General features: G+C 42.0%; 19 protein-coding genes. 12 read left to right on the top strand and 7 right to left on the bottom strand.

Annotation, left to right across the window (positions count from 1 at the left end):
* The first annotated feature begins 69 nt into the window (after window positions 1-69).
* The 8 genes from MgSA37_RS09965 (at window position 70) to MgSA37_RS09930 (ending at window position 6,899) form a co-directional block, all read left to right on the top strand.
* Window positions 70-756 carry an arylesterase gene (locus tag MgSA37_RS09965; RefSeq protein ID WP_096351612.1) on the top strand — a complete coding sequence of 229 codons (687 nt, stop codon included), beginning with the start codon at window positions 70-72 and terminating at the stop codon, window positions 754-756.
* An 84-nt stretch (window positions 757-840) separates the two neighbouring features.
* On the top strand, window positions 841-1,065 hold the full coding sequence (locus tag MgSA37_RS09960; protein WP_096357386.1) for a CDGSH iron-sulfur domain-containing protein: 225 nt from the start codon (window positions 841-843) through the stop codon (window positions 1,063-1,065).
* A gap of 105 nt (window positions 1,066-1,170) precedes the next feature.
* A complete protein-coding gene (locus MgSA37_RS09955) occupies window positions 1,171-1,971 on the top strand; it encodes an alpha/beta fold hydrolase (protein ID WP_096351610.1) in 801 nt (266 codons plus the stop codon).
* Window positions 1,972-1,986: 15 nt separating this feature from the next.
* Complete coding sequence (locus MgSA37_RS09950) at window positions 1,987-2,475, top strand: cupin domain-containing protein (RefSeq protein ID WP_096351609.1); 489 nt, start codon at window positions 1,987-1,989, stop codon at window positions 2,473-2,475.
* Window positions 2,476-2,819: 344 nt separating this feature from the next.
* A complete protein-coding gene (locus MgSA37_RS09945; RefSeq protein ID WP_096351607.1) occupies window positions 2,820-3,173 on the top strand; it encodes a response regulator in 354 nt (117 codons plus the stop codon).
* Window positions 3,174-3,379: 206 nt separating this feature from the next.
* Window positions 3,380-4,930 carry a beta-N-acetylhexosaminidase gene (locus MgSA37_RS09940; RefSeq protein WP_096351606.1) on the top strand — a complete coding sequence of 517 codons (1,551 nt, stop codon included), beginning with the start codon at window positions 3,380-3,382 and terminating at the stop codon, window positions 4,928-4,930.
* A 12-nt stretch (window positions 4,931-4,942) separates the two neighbouring features.
* On the top strand, window positions 4,943-6,160 hold the full coding sequence (nagA, locus tag MgSA37_RS09935) for an N-acetylglucosamine-6-phosphate deacetylase (protein ID WP_096351604.1): 1,218 nt from the start codon (window positions 4,943-4,945) through the stop codon (window positions 6,158-6,160).
* Window positions 6,141-6,899 (top strand): 6-phosphogluconolactonase, encoded by a 759-nt coding sequence (locus MgSA37_RS09930; protein WP_096351603.1) that lies wholly within the window; start codon window positions 6,141-6,143, stop codon window positions 6,897-6,899. The genes nagA and MgSA37_RS09930 overlap by 20 nt, the downstream gene beginning before the upstream one ends.
* A gap of 22 nt (window positions 6,900-6,921) precedes the next feature.
* On the opposite strand, the gene MgSA37_RS09925 is transcribed toward MgSA37_RS09930, so the two are convergent.
* Entirely contained in the window at window positions 6,922-7,587 is a 666-nt protein-coding gene (locus MgSA37_RS09925) for an FAD-binding oxidoreductase (RefSeq protein WP_096351601.1), read from the bottom strand.
* A gap of 212 nt (window positions 7,588-7,799) precedes the next feature.
* Here MgSA37_RS09925 and uxaC point away from each other — a divergent pair, with 212 nt between their 5' ends.
* Genes uxaC through MgSA37_RS09905 form a run of 4 tightly spaced genes read left to right on the top strand, consistent with a single transcriptional unit; the run spans window position 7,800 to window position 12,234 of the window.
* Complete coding sequence (uxaC, locus tag MgSA37_RS09920; protein WP_096351599.1) at window positions 7,800-9,212, top strand: glucuronate isomerase; 1,413 nt, start codon at window positions 7,800-7,802, stop codon at window positions 9,210-9,212.
* Window positions 9,209-10,243 carry a sugar kinase gene (locus MgSA37_RS09915; protein ID WP_096351597.1) on the top strand — a complete coding sequence of 345 codons (1,035 nt, stop codon included), beginning with the start codon at window positions 9,209-9,211 and terminating at the stop codon, window positions 10,241-10,243. Before uxaC ends, MgSA37_RS09915 begins: the two co-directional genes overlap by 4 nt.
* Window positions 10,244-10,254: 11 nt before the next feature.
* Entirely contained in the window at window positions 10,255-10,914 is a 660-nt protein-coding gene (locus MgSA37_RS09910; RefSeq protein ID WP_096351595.1) for a beta/alpha barrel domain-containing protein, read from the top strand.
* A 24-nt stretch (window positions 10,915-10,938) separates the two neighbouring features.
* Window positions 10,939-12,234, top strand: coding sequence for an MFS transporter (locus MgSA37_RS09905; protein WP_096351593.1), 1,296 nt, complete (start codon window positions 10,939-10,941; stop codon window positions 12,232-12,234).
* A 334-nt stretch (window positions 12,235-12,568) separates the two neighbouring features.
* Here MgSA37_RS09905 and MgSA37_RS09900 read toward each other — a convergent pair whose 3' ends face one another.
* The 6 genes from MgSA37_RS09900 to MgSA37_RS09875 form a co-directional block, all read right to left on the bottom strand.
* On the bottom strand, window positions 12,569-13,093 hold the full coding sequence (locus MgSA37_RS09900) for a DinB family protein (protein WP_096351591.1): 525 nt from the start codon (window positions 13,091-13,093) through the stop codon (window positions 12,569-12,571).
* Window positions 13,094-13,191: 98 nt separating this feature from the next.
* Window positions 13,192-14,529 (bottom strand): MFS transporter, encoded by a 1,338-nt coding sequence (locus tag MgSA37_RS09895; protein WP_096351589.1) that lies wholly within the window; start codon window positions 14,527-14,529, stop codon window positions 13,192-13,194.
* 88 nt (window positions 14,530-14,617) lie between these two features.
* On the bottom strand, window positions 14,618-15,388 hold the full coding sequence (locus MgSA37_RS09890) for a tetratricopeptide repeat protein (protein WP_232010833.1): 771 nt from the start codon (window positions 15,386-15,388) through the stop codon (window positions 14,618-14,620).
* Window positions 15,378-17,192 (bottom strand): BatD family protein, encoded by a 1,815-nt coding sequence (locus MgSA37_RS09885; RefSeq protein ID WP_096351587.1) that lies wholly within the window; start codon window positions 17,190-17,192, stop codon window positions 15,378-15,380. Before MgSA37_RS09885 ends, MgSA37_RS09890 begins: the two co-directional genes overlap by 11 nt.
* 92 nt (window positions 17,193-17,284) lie before the next feature.
* Window positions 17,285-18,013, bottom strand: coding sequence for a tetratricopeptide repeat protein (locus MgSA37_RS09880; RefSeq protein ID WP_096351586.1), 729 nt, complete (start codon window positions 18,011-18,013; stop codon window positions 17,285-17,287).
* Window positions 18,010-19,050 carry a vWA domain-containing protein gene (locus tag MgSA37_RS09875; RefSeq protein WP_096351584.1) on the bottom strand — a complete coding sequence of 347 codons (1,041 nt, stop codon included), beginning with the start codon at window positions 19,048-19,050 and terminating at the stop codon, window positions 18,010-18,012. Before MgSA37_RS09875 ends, MgSA37_RS09880 begins: the two co-directional genes overlap by 4 nt.
* Window position 19,051 lies beyond the last annotated feature (1 nt).

Here is a 19,051-nt window from a genome sequence, read left to right as displayed (position 1 = left end):
TTGAATGATGAAATGACTTATTTCGAAATTCGGTGTTCAATATCCGATATTCGTCATTTAACAAAAGAAATGTATACACGAAAACCCATATACCTGGCTTTGCTTTTATTAGTCTTATCCGCCTGCGGCAGCAAGCAATCATCTACAACAGATACCGCCGCCGCTGCCACCAAACCCGACAGCGCTTCATCAGCAAAAACGGTTTTATTTTTTGGTGATAGCCTTACTGCCGGTTATGGGCTGGATGACCAGTCGCAGGCCTTCCCTGCCGTCGTCCAAAATAAAATTGACAGTGCAAAACTGCCTTACCATGTTGTTAATGCCGGCGTAAGCGGCGAAACATCAGCCGGCGGCCGTGGCCGAATCAACTGGATCTTAAAGCAAAAAGTGGATGTTTTTGTATTGGAGTTAGGGGCAAATGATGGCCTCCGGGGTATCCCGGTCAGTGAAACCACCGCAAACCTGCAGGCCATAATTGATGCGGTAAAAGCAAAATACCCCCAGGCTAAATTGGTAATGCTCGGCATGCAGGTGCCGCCAAATATGGGTAATGTTTATGCTTATAGTTTCAAGGCCATCTTCCCGGAACTTGCTTCAAAAAATAAGATGACACTGATGCCGTTCCTTTTAAAAGATGTCGCCGGCAACCCTAAGTTAAATCAAAAAGATGGCATCCACCCTACGGCTGAAGGCGCTAAAATTGTCGGTGACAATGTTTGGAAGGCGTTGCATGGAGAGTTGCCGGGTAAAAATTAAGTAGTGCTATTTAACTACTAATATTTACCAAATCTTTCCGGTTCATCCGCGGGTATGATTATCTTCGCAGAAAAAAAAGCAAAAATGTCCAAAACAAAACTTACAATAAACAACAACGGTTCGGTTAAAATAGACGGCGATTTCGAAATTGTTGATATGCAGGGAAATGAATACGGCCTGCAAGGCAGAACCATTGTATCTATCTGCCGCTGCGGCTTATCGGCAAACAAGCCGTTTTGCGATGGCTCGCACAAAGGCCATTTTGAGCACGAAGCAATCGCATTCGACCTGCCGCCAAAAAAAGTTTAATTGAAATGACTTACGAAGTTTCTCAAACTTCGTAAGTCTGACAATTTATAAGCCTGACAATCTAATCAGTGCAATCGCAAAAATCAGTTAAAAATCTGTGATCCTATGGCGACTGTGATATTAAACAACATAACCATTAATTACAAAGTAACCGGCGCAGGTATGCCGTTAGTTTTAATACACGGCCACCCCTTCGATCATACCATGTGGTATCCGCAGGTAGCGGCTTTAGCTGATACCTGCAAAGTGATTACCCCCGACTTACGGGGATACGGTAAAAGCACTTTGCCAGCATCCGGGAAAACCACATTTGAAAACTACGCCACCGATATGCTCCTGCTATTGGATCACCTGGAGGTAGGTCAGTTTCATTTGGCGGGCCTTTCCATGGGCGGGCAAATCATTATGGAAATGTTTCGCCAGGCTCCTGGCAGGATCAGGTCACTGATTTTCGCCGATACCTTTGCCAGCCTGGATACCCCCGAAGTTAAACAGGGGCGCTATGATGCCGCAAACCGGCTGGAGCGCGAAGGAATGGATGCTTATGCGGAGGAAGTGATCTACAAAATGATGCGGCCCGAACATGTAAAATCTATGCCCGAAGCCGCGGAATTTGTGATTAAAATGATGAAAGCAACCTCAACGGCGGGTGCTGCAACAGCTTTAAGAGCGCGTGCCGAAAGAATTGATTACTTATCAGAGGTGTTTCCCGGTATCAAAATCCCATCTTTAGTGATCGTGGGCCGCCAGGATGAATTTACCCCTGTCGCCATGGCCAGGACCATGCAGCAAAATCTGCAAAACTGCAAACTGGTGGTTATTGAAGATGCTGGCCACATGCCTAATTTGGAGCACCCGGAGGAATTTAACCAGGCAGTGCTTGATTTTTTAGCAGGTGTTGAATAAATAGAGCCTCATTTGATGGAAAACAATAACGCCGCCTATTGGATCAAACATTTAAATCTCCAGCCGCATCCGGAAGGCGGGTTTTACAAAGAGGTCTTCCGCTCTGAGATGGAAGTTAACAGGGTTTCATCCACCGAAAAGAAACAAGCTATTACCTCCATCTACTATCTTCTTGAAGGTTCCGACTTCTCGGGATTCCACCGCATCGCTTCCGATGAATTGTGGTATTTTCATAAAGGTTCGCCCCTGCTGATCCATGCTATTGATCTGAAGGGTAATTATACGGCGCTTGAGTTGTCAGATGCTACCTCCGGCAGTTTGTCTGTCGCCGTAAAAGCCGGTGTATGGTTTGCCTCCGAAATACCCTCAAAAACAGGATTCACCCTGGTAAGCTGCGCCGTAGCACCCGGGTTTGAGTTCAGCGAGTTTGAAATGGCAAAAAAGCAGCACCTCGTAACGCTATACCCGCATCTTCGCTCAACCATTGAACGTCTTTGCCGCTAACCGATGCCCTTTTCTATTTACATTGCGCTGTAAGTCACTTAATATTAAATATATGATCTCAACTAGCCGGCAGTGCAGACGCCATAGGACGATATTGATTTGAACAAGCAGCCAAAACGCACCGCCGAAACCTGTAAAAACGTCAAAAAATTATTTAATAAACTAATTATCAGTTAATTATAAAATTATTTAACTCTATTTGTGAAAAAATATTAATTTATTTCTAATTTATAAATTTTATTAATAATTAATATCTTTGTTGGCTTAAATTTATTGCCAAAAATATTTTATATTTAGCTTGAAAAACTATTATTCTATGAACCCTATCGATTTGAATCATTTACATGCCTAAAAAAATCATCATCATAGAAGATGACCCTGACATACTCGATATTATGACCTACATCCTTTCTGATGAAGGATATGAGGTTTTGGCGGCCACTAACAGCAAACCTTTAGAACAAGTGCACTTAATTGAACCAATGCTGATACTGATGGATAACCGCCTGACGGATGGCTATGGGCAGGATTATTGCAAGCAATTTAAAAACAACCCGGCCACCAGGCGATACCCTATTGTGCTGGTATCGGCAAGCACCGGCCTGGAACGCATGGCTGCTGAAAGTGAGGCTGATGGCTATTTAAAAAAACCGTTTGATATTACAGAATTAGTGGAACTCGTAAAAAAATTCGAATAAACTATCTTAAATACCCGATAATATTACTTTTTCTTTTTACGGGTATCCCGGGCGAATGGATTATCAATGATCCTATTGTCACACAGGTAAGAGATCGTCAGTTTTTTCGGATTTCCTACCCCACCCTGTTAACCGGTTGGCTTTTCTTTATATATTGGGCTAACCAAATTTGAGCGGGTGGCTTGTTTCAAAGCAATTAAAGATCGATGAGAAAACACATACTGGTTTTATTGATATTGTTAAACACCGCGTATGGCACCATTGCCCAACCGGTTGCAAGCCCGCATAACCCGTTTATTGTAAAAGGTTTTCATCTTGACTTAAGGATCCAGGTGATGACGATGGATGCCTTAAAAGCCTTTGCCTTTAAATTGCACGGATACGGCATCAATACCCTTATTATGGAATGGGAAGGCACGTACCCATTTGAAAAACACCCGCTGATCCCAAACAGGTATGCCTATTCCAAACAGGAGGTAACTTCACTTATAAAATATTGCAGCGATTTGGGGATAGATGTGATCCCCCTGCAGCAAAGTTTCGGACATGTTGAATACATTTTGAGGAACGACAGGTATAAAGCGCTTCGTGAAGACCAAAAAGATTTTTCGCAGGTTTGTCCGCTGCAAACCGGGCCGGACAGCGCGTTGTTTACTGATCTGTACACGGAACTTGCTTCCACCCATACCTCAAAATATATCCACATTGGCGGCGATGAAACTTATTTACTCGGCCACGACGAAAGATGTCGCTTGATGGTGGCCAAAGAGGGAAAATCAAAACTGTATATCAATTACATACGAATGCTGTGCAATATAGTGATGAGGCTCGGCAAAACGCCCGTACTTTGGGCCGATATCGCTTTAAAATATCCCGAAGCTATAAAATTGCTACCTAAGGGCACGGTGTTTATCGATTGGAATTATGGCTGGGGCCTGAACAATTTCGGCGATCATAAAAAGCTGGTGCAAAGCGGCTATGAAATTTGGGGCGCGCCGGCGCTAAGGTCATCGCCCGATAATTATTTTTTAACCCAATGGGAAAAGCATTTTAAAAACATCCGTGATTTTGTGCCAGAAGCAGCAAAATTAGGCTATAAAGGAATTGTGATGACTTCGTGGTCTACATCAGGCCAATACTCCCAGGTTTTTGAATCAGAAAACGAATTGACAGAAGAATATGCGATCAGGCACGTGTATCCGCTCAGCGGGTTTAATATATTATTAGCTGCTTACGCCGAAAGTATAAAATCTGCGACACCGCTGAATATTGATGATTTTATACCCGCTTATTGTAAAGAACAATATGGTTTTACTGCGGAACAGTCGGCAACGTTTTGGAAAACATTAAAAACTGCGCCATTTGAAATAGTTCATAGCGAAGTTAAATCCTCCCTGCATTTAACGGTAAAACAGTTGCTTGATAGTGCTAAGGTAGCTTTGGAAACCCTTTACGATCTTCAACCCGAAAAAAACAAAGATGAATTTGAGCATTACAGGCTAATGGCCGGCATCCGGGTAAACTATCTTGAATTCCATTATATTTTGCAAACGGTTAACTCACCGGAGTTTACCGCCCTGCAAAAACCCGGCGTATTGGATAAATTGAAAAACCTGATGATAAATGAAACGCTATTGGACCTGCATTTTTCGCACCTCAACAAAAACTTCCTCTATCCGGCTGAGCTGGCAGAGGAGAACGAATTAAGAAGTATACGACTTAAACTTTTGTACGACCGTTTATCAGGAAATAAGTAAGCTTAATATACCATTGTGGACCAGCGTTTAAAAATATTTAACGGAAAACTCATAACACCATCAGGCATTGTTGATAATGGCTGTATGTTGATGGCTGACGGTGCTATAACAGCTATTAGTGATCGGAATATTGATGCTCCGGATGCGCTTGAAATTGATGCTTGCGGAAAATATGTTTCACCTGGTTTTATTGATATCCACGTACATGGCGGCGGCGGACACGATTTTATGGACAATACCGTTGGGGCGTTTCTGGCTATAGCCAATACACATGCCCGGTACGGAACAACCGCCATGCTGCCAACCACACTCACCAGCAGTAAAGAAGAATTGCTGGAAACACTGAGGATATACGAAACAGCCGATAAACAAAACAAAAACGGTTCGCAATTTATAGGTATGCACCTGGAGGGGCCATATTTTTCGGTTAAACAGTGCGGGGCGCAGGACCCAAGGTATATCCGCGATCCTGACCCCGAAGAATACATGGAAATTTTAAGCAATACTTCCGTTATCAAACGATGGAGCGCCGCCCCGGAATTGAAAGGCGCAATTGAATTTGGGAAGTATGTAACATCAAAGGGAGTTTTGGCGTCTATTGCACATACCGATGCCATTTATGAGGAAGTTTTGATCGCAATGGAAAACGGCTACTCGCTGGCCACGCACCTTTATTCGGGTATGTCGGGCGTTACGAGACGCAACGCATACAGGTACGCCGGCGTAATTGAAAGTGCGCTTTTACTAGATGAAATGGATGTGGAGATCATTGCCGATGGTATCCACTTGCCGCCTCCTTTATTGAAACTGGTTTATAAAATAAAAGGCGCAGATAAAACTGCACTGATAACCGACGCCATGCGGGCCGCCGGAATGCCCGAAGGAGAAAGTATTTTGGGCAGTTTAAAAAATGGTTTAAATGTAATTGTTGAAGATGGTGTAGCTAAACTCCCCGACCGGAGCGCCTTTGCCGGCAGCGTTGCAACAACCAATAGACTGGTGTACAACATGATAACTATAGCCGGTGTACCTTTACCCGAGGCAGTTAAAATGGCTACAGCAACTCCTGCGAAAATTATGAAAATTGAGAATAAAAAGGGGACATTAGCGGCTGGAATGGATGCAGATATTGTAATTTTCGACGACGAAATAAATATTGAAATGACCATCGTTAAAGGAAGAGTTGTGTACAGAAAAACGTTAGCTTACAATGAAACTGCAGGTAGTTGATAACCTGATCATAAAGATCCATAAGAACAGGATGCTGCTTGGTGCAGAGGCCGCATTGATGGTATGCGCAAAAATAAATTACTTGCTAACGCAACAGGATTATGTAAATGTAATTTTTGCGGCAGCGCCCTCTCAAAATGAATTTTTGGATGCGATAGTTGAATCCTCAACTGTGGACTGGCGGCGCGTAAACGCTTTTCATATGGATGAATATATCGAATTGCCCGAAAAAGATACCCATTCATTTGCATCGTTTCTTAATAGCAAAATCTTCAACCTCTTGCCGTTCCACTCGGTTAACTATATCAATGGCAATGCTTCTGATATTGGAGCCGAATGCAAACGATATACTAAACTTTTAGCCCAATTTCCGCCCGATATTGTTTGTTTGGGCATCGGCGAAAACGGCCACCTGGCTTTTAATGATCCGCATGTGGCTTATTTCAACGACCAATCAATGGTAAAAATGGTAAAACTGGATGCAGCATGCCGGCAGCAACAGGTGAACGATGGCTGTTTTGCCGAACTCAGCAGCGTGCCCGCATACGCACTTACCTTAACCATCCCTGCGCTAATGGCTGGCAAATATATTTATTGCGTAGTACCCGGAAAAAACAAGGCTAACGCAGTTTATAACACCTTATATTGCGACATTATTGAAGAATATCCGTCAACTATTTTACGCAAGCACCCAAATGCCGTGCTCTTCCTTGATAAAAGCAGCAGTTCGTTTATTTAATAATGAATGTGGGAGCCTTTGCCTATTGCTCCATAACTATCCTGTCTGCTGCAACGCCCAATTCTATTAAACTATTTTTTATTTGTGCAACAAACTCATCCGGGCCGCAGATATAGCTATATTTTATTGCCGGGTTTAAATATTGCTTAAGAGCAGCTTTATCAATGCGTCTGCCCTGTTTACCTGATAAAGGATTTGCAATAAAATCAACGTGATTTTTACCCAGCATCTCGTCCAGCTCGTCTTTTATAATGATATCATCTTCCGTGTGATTAGCAAAAAGTAAAATATTATCGTCAAGTTTATCGTCCTCTTTCAGTTGGCGAAGGATAGAGATAAACGGTGTTATGCCGGCGCCACCAGCAATAAAAAGGCCGGCTCCCTGGTAGTTAATAGCGCCAAATACTTCATGCACTATCAATTCATCTCCCCCGTTAATACCGAGTAACTTTTCGGTAACGCCATTATGTCCCGTATAAATTTTAATGGTAAACTCAAGATGGTCATCACTGTTAAGGCTGGTAAAAGTAAACGGCCGGAGTTCATTTTCGAGCCCGGGTTTATTAATAGACACATCTGTAGCCTGGCCCGATGTAAACGTATAGCCCGCCGGCCGTTGCAGCGTAAATCTTTTTACATTGTGTGTTACAAATTCAGTTTTTAACACTTTAACGATATGCTTTTCCATAACTTAATCATGTTTTACAATTTAAACAACAACATTGTGGAGATAAAGTGTTCGTTGATAACGAATTATCAGCTTAACAATCATCAGCTCAATAGTTTTGTAAATTAACTAATACGTTGTTATAATGTATAACATATAAAGTATATTGGTTCCGAAAATTAAAAACTAATTAAACCAGGTTAAACTAACTCTACCTGTATATAATTTTTAAAATGAAACCTTTTTTAGACGAAGATTTTCTACTTGATACCAAAACCGCCCGGCGCTTATATCATGATTATGCTGCGGGGCTACCTATTATCGACTACCACTGCCACCTGCCCCCCGACCAGATTGCCAACGACATCAATTTTGAAAATATTACCCGCGCCTGGCTTTATGGCGACCATTACAAATGGCGGGCTTTGCGTGCCAATGGCATAAACGAAGCTTACATTACAGGAGACAAAACTGACCGTGAAAAGTTTGAGGCCTGGGCCGCAACTGTTCCCTATACACTGCGCAATCCGCTCTTTCACTGGACACATCTTGAATTACAGCGGTATTTTGATATCCACGAAATATTATCGCCGCAAACAGCAAAAAAAATATATGATGAATGCACTGAAAAATTACAGTCGCCTGAGTACAGCGTTAAAAACATTATCAAAAACCGGAATGTAGAAGTTATCTGTACTACAGATGACCCCATTGACAATTTAACCTACCATCAAAAAATAAAGACTGATAATTATACCGTTAAGGTACTGCCCGCATTCCGGCCGGATAAAGCCATGCAGGCTGATAATATTGAAGCGCTTGCCCGGTATATCCATCAGCTTGAAACACTCATAGGTACCGATATCTGCGATTTTGATACTTATCTCGGCGCTTTAAAAAAACGCCACGACTATTTTGCCGCAAATGGCTGCCGCTTGTCTGACCATGGCCTTGAGCAACTCTATGCAGCCAACTATACAGACCAGGAGATCAGGACGATTTTTCTGAAAATATTGGCTCAAAGAGAATTAACCCATGATGAGGTTGTAAAGTTCAAATCGGCAATGTTATATCATTTTGCAAAATGGGATGATGAAAAGGGCTGGGTGCAGCAATTTCACCTTGGCGCATTAAGAAATAATAATACCAGGGCATTAGCTGAAATTGGCGCCGACACGGGATATGATTCTATTGGCGATTTTGCCCAGGGGAGGTCATTGTCAAAATTCATGAACAAATTACAAGCGGAAAATAAACTGGCAAAAACTATCCTCTATAACCTCAATCCCGGCGATAACGAGTTATTTGCAACCATGGCCGGGAACTTTAACGACGGCTCAATCGCCGGAAAGATACAGTTTGGCTCGGCCTGGTGGTTTTTGGATCAAAAAGATGGCATGATCAAACAATTGAATGCGCTCTCAAACATGGGTCTTTTAAGCCGGATGGCAGGTATGTTAACTGACTCGCGCAGCTTCTTATCTTTCCCAAGGCACGAATATTTCAGAAGGATATTGTGCAACCTCCTGGGAAATGATATTGAAAACGGCGAATTGCCCAACGACCTGGAATGGACAGGAAAGATCGTACAGGATATAAGTTATTATAATGCAAAAACATATTTCGGTTTTGACCAGGTAAAATGAGCGCACTGCTAAAACAAGAAAAAAACGGGTCTATACTTTCATTTGGCGAATTGCTCATCCGCCTTTGTCCCGATGCGGACGGCGACTGGTTGAACATGAACCAAATCCCTTTTTACATTGGCGGCGCCGAACTGAATGTGGCCAACGCGCTTGCCTTGTGGGCTGTACCTGTAAAATATTTTACAGCCTTACCGCCAAATGGTTTATCAGCACAAATAATAACATACCTGGATAAAAAAGGAATAGATACCTCTCCTATCCATTATGGGGAAGGGCGTGTCGGTCTTTATTTTTTAACTACCGGGCAGGACCTTAAACACAACGCGTTAATTTACGATCGTGCCGGTTCCGCCTTCGCGAATTTAAAGACAGGCGTTATTGACTGGGATAAGGTTTTGCAGGGAGTTACCTGGTTTCACTTCAGCGCCATATGCCCGGCCATAGGCCAAAATATAGCCGACGTTTGTAAAGAGGCGCTGGAAGCCGCTGAAAAAAAAGGGATCACCATTTCAGTCGATCTTAATTACCGGTCTAAATTATGGCAATATGGCAAGTCGCCAGTACAGGTAATGCCCGGCCTTGTAAAACACTGTGATTTGGTGATGGGTAATATTTGGGCGGCCGAAACAATGCTTGGTATCGAAGTAACACCAAACATCCATGAATCCGGGCAAAAAAGCATTTACTTAAAAGAATCATTAAGAACCTCCGAAACTATTTTGCATCAATATTCCAAATGCAAGGCGGTAGCCAATACTTTTCGTTTCGATGCTACAAACGATATAAAATATTATTCAACTTTGTATATCGATAACCAATTGTATAATTCGGGCGAATATGAAACGGGGCAGGTGATGGATAAAGCGGGCAGCGGCGACTGTTTTATGGCCGGACTGATTTATGGCTTTTATCACCAGCTGAAAATGCCTGAAATACTTAATTACGCCACCGCAGCCGCATTTGAAAAATTGTTTATAAAGGGGGATGCGACAACCCGTACTGTCGCCGAAATTAAAAAAGCGATTAATTAAATAAACCTGCCATGAAAATAAAAAAAGCGGTCCTCAACAGCATCCTCACACAAGGAATGCTGCCTTTATTTTTTTATGAGGACCCGGAAGTAAGCCTGCAAATTACCCGTTCGTTGTATAAAGCCGGGATCAGGGTATTTGAATATACCAACAGGGGTAAACAGGCGTTGGATAATTTTAAAGTATTGCGGAAAGCCGTTGACAAGGAAATGGCTGACCTGTATTTGGGCATAGGGACGATAAAAAACGTATCCGAAGCGGAAACGTTTATTGATGCCGGGGCTGATTTCATCGTATCACCCATCGTAAACGGCGAAGTAGCCAAAGCTGCTCACAAACACAAATTACTGTGGATACCGGGCTGTATGACCCCTACTGAGATTTATGCTGCTCAGAAACACGGCGCCGAGCTGATCAAGATATTCCCGGCAAATATACTCGGTCCGGCCTTTGTAAGTTCAATTAAGGAATTATTTCCGGGGCAGTTATTTATGCCTACCGGCGGAGTGGATCTCACTTCTGAAAACATTAATGCCTGGTTCCACTCCGGCGTAAGCGCGGTTGGTATGGGCAGCAAACTTATCAGCAGGGAGGTTTTGGACAGTCGGCTTTATGACAAGGTAGTAACTGATACCATTACGGCATTGGAGCTGGTAAAAACGGCCATGTAATTTACACAATCAAAAACCTGCATAATGAATAAAAACAAGGTCGGAAATTACAGATGGGGTATTGTGGCGCTCCTATTTTTTGCAACAACCATCAACTACCTCGACCGGCAAATTATCGGCTTATTAAAACCCACTTTATCAGCGCAACTTCATTGGACAGAAACTGATTATAGCCATATCGTAATGGCATTTACTGCATTTTATGCGTTAGGCTTAGTGCTTTTTGGTAGCATTATCGACAAGATCGGAACTAAACTGGGTTATACATTTTCATTAATTATCTGGAGCCTGGCAGCGATAGGACATGCTGTCGCGAGGTCGACTTTTGGTTTCGGCGTGGCCCGGTCCGCTTTGGGCATTGGCGAAGGCGGCAATTTCCCGGCAGCAATAAAAACAGTTGCCGAATGGTTTCCAAAAAAGGAAAGGGCCCTTGCTACAGGTATTTTTAATTCAGGCGCCAATATTGGCGCAGTGGTTGCTCCCATCCTCGTTCCCTGGATATTGGGTATTTACGGATGGCAGATGGCCTTTATCATCACCGGCGCCATCGGCTTTATCTGGCTCATTTTTTGGCTGCTTTTTTATGAAATGCCATCGAAACATAAAAAACTGACAGCAAGTGAGTATGAATTTATACAAAGCGACCTGGATGAAGTATATATCAAAACCAGCGGGGAAAACCAGGTTAAATGGATAAAACTGTTAGGTATCCGCCAAACATGGACCTTCGTGACCGGCAAATTCCTGACCGACCCCATCTGGTACTTTTTGCTTTTTTGGCTTCCTTCCTATTTTTCCAGCACTTTTCATATCAATCTCACCAAACCCAGCTTGCCCCTGGTAATTATTTATACCGCCACCACCATAGGCAGCATCGGGGGCGGTCACTTATCTTCGTGGCTGATAAAAAAGGGCTGGCCGGTATTTAAAGCCCGTAAAACAGCCATGTTATTGTTTGCCTTGTGTGTTGTACCGATTATGACAGCCCGTTTTGCCACAAATATCTGGCAGGCGGTAGGGTTGATCGGCCTTGCTGCAGCCGCCCACCAGGCATGGAGTGCCAATATTTTCACAACCGCATCCGATGTTTTTCCGAAAAAGGCGATAAGCTCGGTGGTTGGTATCGGCAGCATGGCCGGGGCGGTTGGCGGCTTTTTCTTCCCGCAGTTTATCGGTTATATCCTGGATGCCAGTAAAAAAGCCGGGCATATCGTAACCGGATACAACATTATCTTTTTAATATGCGGCAGCGCATACCTGCTGGCCTGGGTGCTAATGCATCTGCTTTCCCCAAAAATGAAAAAAGTTGATCTCGACTAATTTCATGTCATTCATAAATTGACGATCAGGCTTTATCAGAACAGCTTAAAATTCCGGGAGAAGGTTATGTAAAATAGTGTAAACCCCATTTTAATGTATAAACGTATAAATAGCTTATTATTAGCTATTTACAAAAGCAAAATTCTTAAATGTGTAAACCCTTTGTAAACCCTTTTTTTTGCTTTTTGCAGTCAATGAACGTGCAGATTGACGATTGATTAATTTATGGTTGACACGATGCTGGTTCCGGCAGCAGCATTATCTTAAATATAAAAGTAAAAAAGCGATGGATTTGAAATCCATCGCTTTTTTAGAATACAGACAACTTTAACGTTTAAAACAACATCTCGCCCGGAGGCGTTACGCCTTTCAGGCGCAGGTAAATCACACATTGCCCACGGTGGTGGGTTTGGTGCTCAAATGCCTTACCGAAAATATTCGCTTTTGAAACAGATTTACCCTCAACACTGCCCATTTCATCCAATTGTGCCGCTGTCATCCCCTGCAGTGAGGCAATCACAAAATCATAACTGTCCATTACCGCTTTTGTAGTGGCTTCTTTTGTTTGGGCAACTGTTTTTTCTGCAGACCCCTTCATTGGGCTGGTTACCCCGCTTGCTGACGATGCAAAATAATAATTGGCATCCGCCAGGTGAAGCATTTGCTGCGCAAACGAACGGATCTCAGGGGTAGCCTTGAATCCGTAGCCATCTTCCGGCATAGCATCAAGGTAAGCCCTGGTGTATACTTTGGCCCGCTGCCACTCGGCAATTTGTTGTGTTTGCGTAAATTGCGCAAATACCGTACTGCTGGCAAAAGTTAATGCCAGCAACGCAAATAATAATTTTACTCGTTTCATAATTGTTTATTGATTGGTTAAAATAATCGGATCGATGGATTTTCGGGGGTGGTTAAAATCCAACCAAAAGTAACAATACTTTCCAATCAAAACCAAATTTACGCTGCAACCAATGCCTGTTTTTTTGATTTGTTTTCGGCAACCAATAAAGCGACCATCAAAATCAAACCCACTGCAAAAAAGCCGTCCAAAACGAGCGCAGAATTGCGCATTTTTCCGCTCAATGCCTCGACAAGCCCGAAAACAAACAAGCCCACTACAATCGATGACTTTTCAGTAACATCATAAAAACTAAAATAGGAAGCAGTATCAGGTATATTTGGCGGAAGGTATTTGGAATAAGTAGAACGGGAAATAGATTGTACTCCGCCCATAACTGCCCCTACCACTACCGCTGCCGCAAAAAATTGAGGTGTATTTGAAACGAAATATACAAGCAAGCAAAGCACCGTCCAAATAGAGACCAAGCCAACAAGCGTTTTCACATTGCCATACTTGTCAGATAATTTGGCAGTAGCATATGCACCTATAACTCCAACTACTTGAATCACTAGAATAATTGGAATAAGAGTATCCTCTCCAATATTTAATTCTTTTGACGCAAATTGAGCGGCGACTAACATTATGGTTTGAACGCCAACTGAATAAAAGAAGAATGAAGAAAGAAAACGTTTTAATAAAGGCATAGTTCGCACTTTTTTAAATACCCTGGCAAGTTCTTTAAACCCACCAGTCAGTACGTTATAGTTATGTTTGCCTGCATTAGGCTCTCCTTTTGGCAAAATTCTAAAAGGTATGATCGAAAAACCCATCCACCATACAAATACCATTAGGAAAGAAATTCGAGATGGCAGGTCATCATTTATCAAACCAAACCACGTGGGTTTTTGAATCACCAATAAGCATAACAACTGTAGTACCAAACTTCCTACATATCCATACATAAAACCTTTTGCACTAACATCGTCTTGCTTTTCGAGAGTCGCTATTTGTGGGAGATAAGAATTATAAAAAACAAATCCTCCACAATATCCAATACAAGCAAGTCCATAGAATATTAGGGGAAGTTCAAGTGGAGGAACTCCATTGGCTACCGGTTTAAACCAAAATAAACCAGCACAAGAAAGAGCGCCCATCCATGTAAAAAATTGAAGATATCGTTTTTTATTCCCCTTATAGTCAGCAATAGATGTTAATATGGGCAGCATCAATACGATAAGCAAATATGATGTCCCCAACACATAACTTTGAAGTACAGTATTTTTAAATTGATGACCGAAGAAGAAAACTTTGTCATAATGAGTTTTCTGGTTAGTGGTAAAATAAACATAATATATTGGGAATATAGTCGTAGTGATCACCATATTATAAGATTGGTTAGCCCAATCGAACATGCACCATGCCCATATCGTTTTTTTGTCGTTTTTTGCTTTCATACCGGCTCTAAAAATATAGAAATTTTAGAGTTTACAAAAACAACAACCCATTATCTTAAAAATATATTAAATGCTTATGCCCGGCTGCCTATATTTCTTTTACGTTGGTCGTCTTTATCCAGCCTTCATTACCATTTGCAAGGCTCACCTTCATCCATCCGTTATTGCTATCCATGATATTTACTTTAGTGCCTTCATGAATTACAAACAAAGTTCCGGATTTATCAACCGGGCCACTTTTTACATTTACTGAATTGCTAAAAACAATGGCCTGTTTATGGTCGTCAAAATAGCTTAGTTGCCTGTTAGCCATGAAAATTGAAAGACCGCCTAAAAAGAAAAGAGCGAGTGCACCATAAAAAGAAGCTTTCTTTACTGAAACGGAATTACCGAAAAAGTAAAGTGCCAGAGCGCCGGAAGCCGCTAAAACAAATAGCACACTCCAAACGGATAAAACCTTTGCCGAAATACTTAATATAAATGCCCGCCACCACCTGCTCAAAAAAAACTCGGGTGCAGCATCAATTTTATCCGTAGTCTTTAAATTGGCATACTTCAGATTGAAGTTAATATCTTCATCACCAGGCGAAAGCTTATGGGCTTTTTCAAAGTAAAGCAAGGCTGAAGGGATATCGCCCGTTTTATATGCAGCATTTCCCATATTAAAAAATACCGCAGCTGATTGATGATCATCGTCAATTATTTGCTGGTAGGTATTTAACGCCTCTTTATATTGAGATTTCGCATACAAATCATTCGCTTTTTTAAAAAGCATAGCCGCATCGTCATTGCCAAAAGACAGCAACGGGAAAACAATAACCAGTAAATAAAACAAGCGCTTTAGCATACTATATTTCATTTTCTATCTCATTAATAATGCTTTTTGCCTTCTCAAATACTTCCCTTTCAGAAATATGGGTAACCGGCGCATACCGGGCCATTTCGCAAAGATCAAGCGTATCCTGTAGCTGATCGAGCAAACGGCTGCTTACTTTTTTCTCCTTCATTGCCGAGGCAATGGTTTCTTTATTAAGGTTGGCGTATTGAATATTCAGCTTATCGCTTAAATAACCATACAAACCCTTAAAAACATCTTCATAAAATGCTTTTGCATTACCTGCCTGCAATTGATTTTGCGCATTAGCCAAATGTTTGGCTGCAATTTTACCAGCCTGCCTGCTTTTTACTTTAACAATGTCGCTGTTGTTTTTGATAAGCCAGTTACGATACAAATAGGCGGCAAAACATAAACAAGGGCCCAGCAACAACAATATATAATATCCAAATGAGCCAAAAAACAAATCACCGCTGTTACTCAGACTGCTGTCATCAGTTTTGATATACCTGATGTCTTTATCCAGCATTTTAATGTCCTGTTTATCGCCGTCCGAAAAGGCAGTAACGTTACTTTGTGAATTGCCTTTATCAACCTTTATATGAAATGCTTTGGTGGTTAAAGTTACATACCGGTTGGCAGCCGGATTAAAATAAGAAAATTTAAGTGGGTCAATCGTATAATCGCCCTGATGCCGCGGGATCAGCAGGTAATTATAATAGCGGTCGCCTGCAACACCATTTTCATTTTCAATTACCGAATCTGTTATTTTTGGATCGTACTTGTCAAAATCAGCCGGAAAATTGGTACTTAATGTTTTAAGCAACTTTATATTACCCCGGCCTGAAACTTTAACTTTATAGTTCAGCGCATCATTCGCTTTGAGCGTTGTTTTATCGACCGAACTTTCTATTTGAAATTCCCCCACGGCGCCGGTAAAACTATCAGGTTTACCAGCTTGCGGCAATGGTTTTACATGAATGGTTACCGGTGCGCTTTTAGTAGTATAGGGAACTTGCTTATATGAGCCGAAGAATTGGTCCATGATATCTTCTGAAGGCGCCTGTACCCGTAAAACGAACTTCATCCCGAGCGGATCAATCGTCAAATTACCCTCCCTTTCCGGAAACAAAATGGTTTGCTTCAGGTCGGCTACATTGTATCGCTCCCCTTTGTAAGTTTCCGTATGCCATTGCACCTGCTGTTGCGTGTGCTTGATGTCTTCGCTCCAAAAACCGTTTAATTCAGGGATTGCATCAGGCTGGTTTTGTTCGATGCCTACCCCCCGTACATATAGCCGGTAACTTAGCGTGATTTGCTGCCCCATGTACACATTGCTTTTGTCAACAACAGCTTTTATAAATATGGACTTTGCCAGGTTGGAGGTTTTAGCCGAGGTAATGCTATTATCAGGGCCGTTTTGTGTTTGCGCCGAACTGTTTTGGGGAACAGACCGCCCTTTTATAACTTTTATCCTGATGGGATTTGTTGTATAACTATGTCCATTAACAATAGTTGTGGCGGGGCCAATGGTAAAATCTCCTTCCTTTACAGCCATCAGTTCATAACTGTAAGACATACTAACTGACGAGTTGCCGTTAATAATTTCCATACTTTGCGATTCATTAGGGCCGCCCGCAACCTGGAAACCGGTAAACTGTGGCGGGCTAAACCGCTCTGCATTCCCGTTTACCGCAAAAGTAATTTCAACAATATCTCCTGTGGCCACCGGATTTTTATTTACCGACGCTGTAAATTTTATACCCTGCCCAAATAAAGTGCCGGTACAAAAAAGGAGAAATGTTAATATGGAATACCTTAGTTTCATTTTAATTAGTTGATTAGGTTGGATTGAGTTGATTAAGTTGATTAAGTTCTTTTTTCTAACCTAATCAACCCAATCAACCACTCACTCCCCCACTACCAATCTTTCGTAATATTTAATTTAGCGCCTTTCAGCTTTTTATTTTTCAATTTATCCTGGGTTTGCTTTTCATCATTATTCAGCGCATCAAGCATCCGTTCAGCATCTTCTTTTGAAAGTTGATCCTTTTGCTGCCCGTTTTGCTGATCTTTTTTATCCTGGTTTTGATTTTGCTTATCCTGGTTTTGCTTATTCTGATCTTTATTGTTCTTATTGTCCTGGTTCTTATTATCCTTGTTTTGCTGGTTTTTGTTGTCCTGATTTTTATTATTCTGGTTCTTCTTATTTTGTTGTTGCTGCTGCTTTAGCTTTTCCTGGGCATAAGCCAGGTTATAGCGCGTTTCATCGTCTTTCGGGTTATTCAACAGCGCCTTTTTGTAAGCATCAATACTTTCCTCCAGTTTTTTATTCTCCAGGAACGAATTTCCCAGGTTATGATACGCTTGTGCCGCTATAGCCTTATTATTACGTGGAGCCGAAGCCAGTTTATTAAACTGTTCGCCGGCATCGGCAAACTTCTTTTGTTTGTAAAGAGCATCACCAAGGTTAAAATTGCTTGTCACGTCCTGATTTTTCTTTTCAGCGGCTTTACGGTAATTTTCCTCAGCCTCCTTGTATTTCTGCTGCTTGTAAAGTTCATTACCTTTATGGATCAAGCTTTTATCCTGCGCAAACAACCGGGTTCCGCTCAGTAAAAATAATATGATGATAATTAAATACTTCATGTTTTTTTCACTTCAAATAAATTCAAACCACTTAGCCTTAAACTTTTCCTGTTCGAGATAAAGAATTCAACAACTAATAAAATAAAAGCAACAGCCAGGAAGAACTGGAAACGGTCCTCAAAATTCTTAAATGATTTACTGTCATAGGTTTTCCGTTGCACTTTAGCTATCTGCCCCATCACAATATTCAGCCCGGCATTGGCATCAGTGGCCCGCACATAAACGCCCTGGCCTGCAGCTGTAATCTCCTTGCACATATCCTCATTCAGTTTACTAACAACGGTAGTCCCGGCGCTATCCGTATGAAACCCCACCTGTTTCCCGTTTTGAAAAATAGGGATCGGCGCACCTTTTTCTGAGCCCATACCAATCACATTTACCATCACATCTTTTTCTGCAGCATGTTTTGCGGCCGCAACGGCATCGTCTTCGTGATTTTCGCCATCTGTGATAATGATCATTGCTTTGCCTGTGCCATCTTTAAAATCAAACGATTTCATGCCCATATCAATAGCGGCGCCAATGGCAGTGCCCTGGGTCGGAACCATTCCGGTATTAATGGTATTTAAAAATAGTTTTGCTGCCGAGTAATCTGTCGTCACTGGTAGTTGTACATAAGCCTCTCCGGCAAAAACAACGATGCCAATTCGATCATTATGTAAGTTGTCGATCAGTTGCGCAATAGCTCTTTTGGCATTTTCCAGCCGGTTGGGGGCCATATCCTGCGAAAGCATACTATTTGAAACATCGAGCAGAATCATCAGGTCGGCGCCCTTCTTTTTTTCCTCCTCCATTTTCGATCCGATTTGCGGATCAGCAGCTCCGACGATCAGCATTGACCAGGCTGCTATAAATAAAATAAATTTTAGCCATGGCCGCGAAAAAGACACCTGCGGAATCATCATCTCCACCACTTTTTTATCACCCAATGCACCAACGGCCTTTTTTTTCCACCGGGTTACCGCAAGAAAAAGCAATACAAATAAAGGGACGATCAACAATCCCCATAAAAATTCCGGGTTGGCAAATTTTAGCATA

It is taken from the genome of Mucilaginibacter gotjawali, from assembly GCF_002355435.1.
Lineage (GTDB): Bacteria > Bacteroidota > Bacteroidia > Sphingobacteriales > Sphingobacteriaceae > Mucilaginibacter > Mucilaginibacter gotjawali.
The sequence above is the reverse complement of the archived record's forward strand: the minus strand, read 5'-3'. Positions and strand labels throughout refer to the sequence as shown.